This is a genomic window from Mesorhizobium sp. M7A.F.Ca.CA.001.08.2.1, assembly GCF_003998455.1.
GTDB classification, from domain to species: Bacteria; Pseudomonadota; Alphaproteobacteria; order Rhizobiales; family Rhizobiaceae; genus Mesorhizobium; species Mesorhizobium ciceri.
Genome location: NZ_RZPW01000510.1, coordinates 1 through 4,634, shown reverse-complemented (window position 1 = coordinate 4,634; position 4,634 = coordinate 1). Strand labels below are relative to the sequence as shown.

The window sequence follows — 4,634 nt, the reverse complement described above, 5'->3', positions numbered from 1 at the left end:
GAGCTTGGAGGTGCAGTGACGTGCGATCGCCAGCGCCAGCTCCCGTTCGGGAATGCCGGAGCCGTCATCGGTGACGCGGATCAGGTTCAGCCCGCCGCCCGATGTGACGATCTCGACGCGCGAAGCACCGGCATCGAGCGCATTCTCGACCAGTTCCTTGACCACGCTCGCCGGACGCTCGATGACTTCGCCGGCGGCGATCTTGTTGATCATCGTTTCGGAAAGCTGGCGGATGGGCATGGCGGCACTATAGGCGGATTCGCGTCGCGCGGGAGGGGCAGAATTGCGCCAGCGGTGGATCAGTGGAAAACGACTTATGCCTGCGCCGCCAGCCAGTCGCGCACCTTGCGGGCGTTGTCGCTGAGCTCCCGGTTCTTCGGCCAGACGACATAGAAGGCCTTGCCGGTCTTCAGCACATGATCCGTCACCGGCACCAGCAGGCCCGACGCCAGCAGCCGCTCGGCGAGATGCCGCCAGCCGAGCGCGATGCCTTGGCCTTCCATGACACCCTGAATCACCAGGCCGTAGTCGTTGATGCGCAGGCCGCGCGCGGTATCGCTGAGATTGGCGCCCGCAGACTGGAACCATTCGTCCCAACTGGCCGCCTCGCGATACGGCTCCTCCAGATGGATGAGGCGGTGCGTGGCCAGTTCGGCAGCGGATCTGGGCAGGCCGAACTTTGCCGCATAGCTGGTGCCGGCGACGGGAAATATCTCCTCGTCAGCCAGCGGCAACGAATGATAGTCCGGCCAGTCCCGCGGCGCGCCGCCGCGCACGCCGAGCGGGATGCCTTCCGCGATGATGTCGAGGTCGCGGTCGGCGGTCTGGATACGCAGGTCGATGCCCGGCAGCTCGTCACGGAACTGCTGCAGGCGCGGCATCATCCAGAACGAACCGAACGCGGTCGAGGCGGCCAGCGTGACATGACCGCCGGTCGCCTGCAGGCGCAGATCCTCCGCCGATTTGCGGATGTGCGAGAGGCCGAGCGAGACGTCGGCATGGAAGCGCTCGCCGGCCTCGGTCAGGAGCACCTGGCGGTGGCGGCGCTGGAACAGCTTGGCGCCGAGCTGTTCTTCCAGTCCGCGCACGGCATAGGAGACGGCGGCCTGCGTCATGCCCAGCTCGCGCCCGGCGGCGGTGAAGCTCGACAGCCGCCCGGCCGCCTCGAAGACGATCAGGCTGCCGGCCGAAGGCAGAAGGTGGCGCAAGCTTCGCATAAGCTGAGCTTATACAAGAGATCAGGATTTTCCAGCGTCACATCACCATTTTGTCGCGCTAGGCTCCTTCATGAGTGGAATGGAGTTGCCATGAACGCACCGGCCCCCGAAGTGACCGAACATGCCAACCGCCGCAGTGGCGGCCGCCTGGGGCGCAAGGCCCTGCGCGGAGCTCCCGTAACGTCGTTCCCGACGCTGGTCCGCCAGATCCCCGTCTACCAGATGGTCCCGGATGAGGCGGTCGAGCTGATCCACGAGGAGTCGCTCTTGATCCTCGAAGAGGTGGGATGCGAGTTCCGCGACGACGAGGCGATCGCACTGTGGAAGGCGGCGGGCGCGGATGTCTCGGAAACCCGTGTGCGGATCGACCGGGCCCTGCTGATGGAACTGGTGTCGAAGGTCCCGTCGGAGTTCACGCTCAATGCGAGGAATCCGCAGCGCACGGTGCGGGTGGGCGGCAACAATACCATCTTCGTGCCGATGTATGGCGCGCCCTATGTTCGCGATCTCGACAACAACAGGCGTTACGGCACGCTCGCCGATCTCAACAATTTCCACAAGCTCGCCTACATGGCGCCGGCGCTGCATTCATCGAGTTCGGTCATTTGCGAGCCGATGGAAATCGCGGTACCGAAGCGTCACCTCCACATCATCCATTCCGCGCTTAAGCATTCCGACAAGCCGTTCATGGGCATCGTCACGTCCAAGGAGCGGGCGGAAGACACGATGGCGATGGCAGGCGTCGTGTTCGGAGAGGATTACGTCCGCGACAATCCGGTCCTGGTGTCGATCACCAACTGCAATTCGCCGCTGGTGTGGGACGCCACCATGCTGGATGCGATGAAGGTCTATGCGCGAAGCAACCAGCCGCTGATCCTCGCACCCTTTGCACTGTGCGGCGCCTCGACTTCGGCGTCCGCCGTGGGCGCTGTGGCACAGGTCAATGCGGAAGCGCTGGCGGGCGTCGCCTTCACGCAACTGCTGCGCCCAGGCTCGCCGCAGATCTACGGACAGTTCATGGTCACGGTGGACATGAAGACCGGTGCTCCGATGGGCGGCACGCCCGAGGCGGCGCAGATGATGTATCTGATGGGAGCGCTGGCACGGAAATACCGGCTGCCGTGGCGCACCTCCGGCTTCCATGTCGGGTCGAAGCTCAACGACGCCCAGGCTGGTTACGAGGCGAACATGCTGATGCATGCCGCCATCCTCGCCGGCGCCAACTACATCTGGCACTCCGCCGGATGGCTCGAGGCCGGCCTGACCTGCGGCTATTCGAAATTCGCCACCGACTGCGAACAGCTCATCGGCTGGTACAAATATGCCGGCGGCCTGCCGTTCGACGATTTCAAGGAAGCCATGGCGGCAATCCGCGAGGTGGGACCGCAGGGCCATTTCCTCGGTACCCAGCACACGCTGGAACATTTCGAATCCGCCTTCTTCATGCCCTCGATCATGGACTTCAATTCGTTCGAACAGTGGAAGGCAGAAGGGGCGAAGGACCACGACACGCGCGGCCGCGAGAAGGCGCGCAACATGCTGGCGGATTACGAGGAGCCGAAGCTCGACGAAGGCATCGCCGATGGCCTGATGGATTTCATCGCGCGGCGCGAGGAGAGGCTGCCGGACAGCGTCAGTTGAGGCGAAGAACCAAGATCAAAGGGAACCAGACGGGAGGAAAAAATGGCATTCTTCAGAAGCAGTGGCGATCGCGTGCCGAGCGCTATCGAGGCAATGGCTGTCGAAGCACGCGCGGGTCGTGTCGACCGGCGCGAGTTCCTGGCGCTGGCAAGCGCCTTCGGCGCATCGACGGCTCTTGCCTATGGCATGATCGGCCTTGCCGTGCCGGATCGGGCCTTGGCCGAAGAGCCGAAGAAAGGCGGAACGCTGCGCGTCTCGATGTCGGTGAAGGGACAGAAGGATCCGCGCACTTACGACTGGGTGGAACTGGCGAACATTTCGCGCTGCTGGCTGGAGCCGCTTGTCCGCTATACCAGGCAATTCACCTTCGAGCCGGTCCTGCTCGAAAGCTGGGATATCAACGACGACGCCACCGAATACGTGCTGCATGTGCGCAAGGGCATCACGTGGAATAATGGCGATGCCTTCAACGCCGATGACGTCGCTCACAATCTGACCCGCTGGTGCGAGAAGAATGTCGCCGGCAATTCCATGGCCGCCCGGGTCGGCGCGCTGATCGACGCAAAGACCGGCAAGGCCAGGGATGGCGCGATCACCAAGGTCGACGACAATACGGTCAAGCTGAAGCTAAGCGAACCAGACATTTCACTGATCCCGAATTTCACCGACTATCCGGCGCTCGTCGTCCATCGCAGCTTCGATGCCGACGGTGCCGATCCGATCAAGAAGCCGATCGGCACGGGACCGTTCGAACTTGTCTCCTACGATGTCGGCCAGAAGGCGGTCGTCAAGCGTCGTGAGAATGGCAAATGGTGGGGTGGTGAGGCGCCGCTCGACAGCGTCGAGTTCGTCGACTACGGCACCGATTTCAACGCCACCGTGAACGCGTTCGAATCCGGTGAGATCGACCTCAATTTCGAGTCGCCCGCCGACTTCATCGACATTCTCGACAAGATGGATCTGGTGAAATCGGAGGTGGCGACGGCGACGACGCTGGTTGCCCGCACCAACATCACCCACAAGCCCTATGACGACAAGAGGGTGCGCAACGCCCTGCAAATGGCCGTCGACAACAATGCGGTCCTCGAACTCGGTTATGCCGGGCGAGGCACCCCTGGTGAAAACCACCACGTCGCCCCGATCCATCCGGAATACTATGCGCTGCCCAAGAAGACACGCGACGCCGCCGGCGCCAAGAAGCTGATGGCGGAAGCCGGACAGGCCGACTTCGAGCATGAGCTGATCACCATCGAGGACGATTGGCAGAAGAATACCGGCGACGCCATTGCCGGCCAGTTGCGCGATGCCGGGATCAAGGTGAAGCGCACGGTGCTGCCGGGTTCGACCTTCTGGAACGACTGGACGAAATATCCCTATTCGATGACGATCTGGTACATGCGCCCGCTTGGCGTGCAGGTGCTGGCGCTCGGCTATCGCACCGGCGAGGCCTGGAATGAATCGGCATATTCCAACCCCGATTTCGATGCCAAGCTCAAGCAGGCGCTTTCGCTCATCGACGTGGAGAAACGACGCGAGGTCATGAAGGATGTCGAGCAGATCCTGCAGGATTCGGGCGTCATTATTCAGCCCTTCTGGCAGAAGCTCTACAGCCACATGAACAAGAAGGTGAAGAACTATGGTGTCCACCAGACATTCGAGATGGACCTTCAGAACGTCTGGCTGGACGGCTGAAACAAGGTGCTGCAGGACTTCATGAGCCGCAAAAAAGCCGATATGCAGGATGCGTGGTGTTGATAGGCTCAAGCCATCAAAAGC

The 4,634-nt window shown here is 62.4% G+C and carries 4 protein-coding genes; 2 read left to right on the top strand and 2 right to left on the bottom strand.

The features are described from left to right. The coding region (locus EN914_RS25060) for an ATP-binding protein (protein ID WP_206527232.1) at positions 1 to 240 on the bottom strand (240 nt) is incomplete at its 3' end. A 74-nt stretch (positions 241 to 314) separates the two neighbouring features. Continuing rightward, positions 315 to 1,217, bottom strand: coding sequence for a LysR substrate-binding domain-containing protein (locus tag EN914_RS25055; RefSeq protein ID WP_013532333.1), 903 nt, complete (start codon positions 1,215 to 1,217; stop codon positions 315 to 317). Between the two features lie 90 nt (positions 1,218 to 1,307). On the opposite strand from EN914_RS25055, the gene EN914_RS25050 reads away from it, so the two are divergent. Further along, entirely contained in the window at positions 1,308 to 2,858 is a 1,551-nt protein-coding gene (locus EN914_RS25050) for a trimethylamine methyltransferase family protein (protein ID WP_024504822.1), read from the top strand. Between the two features lie 42 nt (positions 2,859 to 2,900). Continuing rightward, positions 2,901 to 4,550, top strand: a complete 1,650-nt coding sequence (locus tag EN914_RS25045) for an ABC transporter substrate-binding protein (RefSeq protein ID WP_024504821.1) — start codon at positions 2,901 to 2,903, stop codon at positions 4,548 to 4,550. Positions 4,551 to 4,634 lie beyond the last annotated feature (84 nt).

Bases quoted from the DNA above. Each gene is read 5' to 3' on its own strand.
- EN914_RS25055 (WP_013532333.1), bottom strand. From the start codon at position 1,217: ATGCGAAGCTTGCGCCACCTTCTGCCTTCGGCCGGCAGCCTGATCGTC.
- EN914_RS25050 (WP_024504822.1), top strand. From the start codon at position 1,308: ATGAACGCACCGGCCCCCGAAGTGACCGAACATGCCAACCGCCGCAGT.
- EN914_RS25045 (WP_024504821.1), top strand. From the start codon at position 2,901: ATGGCATTCTTCAGAAGCAGTGGCGATCGCGTGCCGAGCGCTATCGAG.